1 protein-coding gene is annotated in these 2,101 nt (G+C 44.4%); it reads right to left on the reverse strand.

Annotated features, from left to right (window positions below; genetic code table 11):
* A partial coding sequence (locus PCORN_RS17715; protein WP_149024412.1) for a SpaA isopeptide-forming pilin-related protein occupies positions 1-2,101 on the reverse strand: 2,101 nt, incomplete at both ends.

The following is a 2,101-nucleotide window of genomic DNA, read 5'->3' on the forward strand; positions in this document are numbered from 1 at the left end:
TTTTTTGTTCATCGTGAAGGTAATTAAGTTGTTTTCTTCTGTGATTGTGCCGTTTTCTGTCACATCGTTGCCGTTTTCATCGGTGATTTGGATCTTTTCAATGCTTAGTAACGTGTTGATTTGGTCTGTGATAATCGCTTGGTTCCAGCTTGCTGTTTGGTTACCAAATGCTGTGTGGACGTTCCAGTCAAAGGCATCGTTACGGTTCGCTAACTCTAGGTGCTCTTTGCCTTCAATGTCTTTGCTGATTTCTGGATTCACTGGTGGTGGTGTTACTTTTGGAATTTCGGATACGATTTTTCCGCTATTGCTGAAGGCTAATTCTGCTTGGTTTGGAATTCCGCCGTCTTGGATGAATGGTGCCAATTGCTCGTCTGTTACGCCGTCTTTGATTTTTGTTTGGATGTTCATCGTGTACGTTTGGCCCGATAGGAATGCGTAGCTGTTGTTTTTCTTGTTGATTGTGAACGTGATTAGGTTGTTTTCTTCTGTGAGTGTGCCGTTTCCTGTCACATCGTTGCCTTGTGCGTCTGTGATTTGAATACTTTCAATCTCTAAAAGGTCGTTGATTTGATCGGTTAATACGGCTTTTGTCCATGTCGCTGTGTTGTTGCCAAACGTCGTGTCTACATTCCATACGAACGAGTCGTTGCGGTTTGTTAGTTCTAGTGATTGACTAGCTGTCGATGGTGCGCCTTCTAATTGGGCCATGATATTCCAGTCAAATGCTTGGTGTGCTTCTACATTTTTGTGGATTTCTGGTACGTCAATTTTTGTATTTTTATGCGTCAGTGTGATCATTTGGCCTGCGTTGGCTGCTGTGATTTCGAAGGCGATTGGTGTCTTATCTACTAAATAGCCGCTTGGAGCTGTTACTTCAACCAGACTATATTTCCCAAGGGCAAGATCGTTTATTGTCAGCGTACCGTTGGCTGCTGTCGTTACCGTCTTCATTGGTGTTCCAGCGGCATTTCGTAAATCATACGTAGCACCGGCTAGTGTTTTGTTGGCATCTGTTGCGTCTACTTTGCGGAGTTGTACGCTACCTGTTGGGTCTGTTTCAGGTACTACTGGTGGTTCTTCTGGCTTTGGTTGGTTGTCAATTGTAATGATTTGCATCGTGGCATGGTTATCAGCTGTAATTTGGAACGTACGTGGTGTTGCATCTAAGATAAAGCCTTCTGGCGCTTTTGTTTCTACTAAGGTGTAAGTACCAAGGGGTAAATTAGCTATCTCCACTGTGCCTTCGCTGTTTGTTTCTAGCGACTGATTATGCCCCATGTTACTTGTCAGTTGGAACTGCGCACCAGCTAATTGATTACTGTGGTCTGTTGCATCACGCTTAATAATTTCAAAACTACCTTGTGGATCTGGTGTCTCGGTCGGTGGCTCTTCTGGCTTTGGCTGGTTATCCACCGTAATGACGATTGTCTTGGCATGATTGTCGGCTGTAATTTGGAACGTACTCGCTGCGGGATTTAAGATATAACCAGTTGGTGCTTTGGTTTCTACCAGTCGATACGTACCTAGTGCTAAATTATCTAATCGTGCGCTACCCGAACTATCCGTTACAAGTGTATGCTTCGTACCAAGCGTGCTTTCTAATAAGAACTCCGCACCCGCTAGTAGGTTACTATGATTAGTCCCATCACGCTTAATGACTTCCATACTACCTTTTAGGTCTGGTGTCTCTGTTGGAGGTGTTTCGCCTGTTCCTGATCCGTCACCACCATAATATTTAACTTCTGAGCTCTTACTTTCACTTACGTCTGTTCCTGTCAATTTCGCTTCGTTTTTATAGGCTTGGCCTGTCACCGGATTCGTTACTTTTGTTTGGTACGTCACCGATACCGTGTCGTTGATATTCCCTAAGGCTAACTGGAAACCTTGTGCATTTTGGCTTTTTAACATATTCGCTGTGACAGCGTCGGCTAATTTGTTAGCGGCAATCGGATTTCCAAGGCCGTCTGTATCGCCTTTGTAGACCGCTAAAGAGTCACCTACAAACGTGTGACCAGCACCAATCGTGTCTGTATACACAGCATTTGGAATCGCTAACTTGTCGCTGTTGATGAGTACTGTCCAGTTGATGAGCGTTGGG

Source organism: Listeria cornellensis FSL F6-0969, from assembly GCF_000525855.1.
GTDB classification, from domain to species: Bacteria; Bacillota; Bacilli; order Lactobacillales; family Listeriaceae; genus Listeria_A; species Listeria_A cornellensis.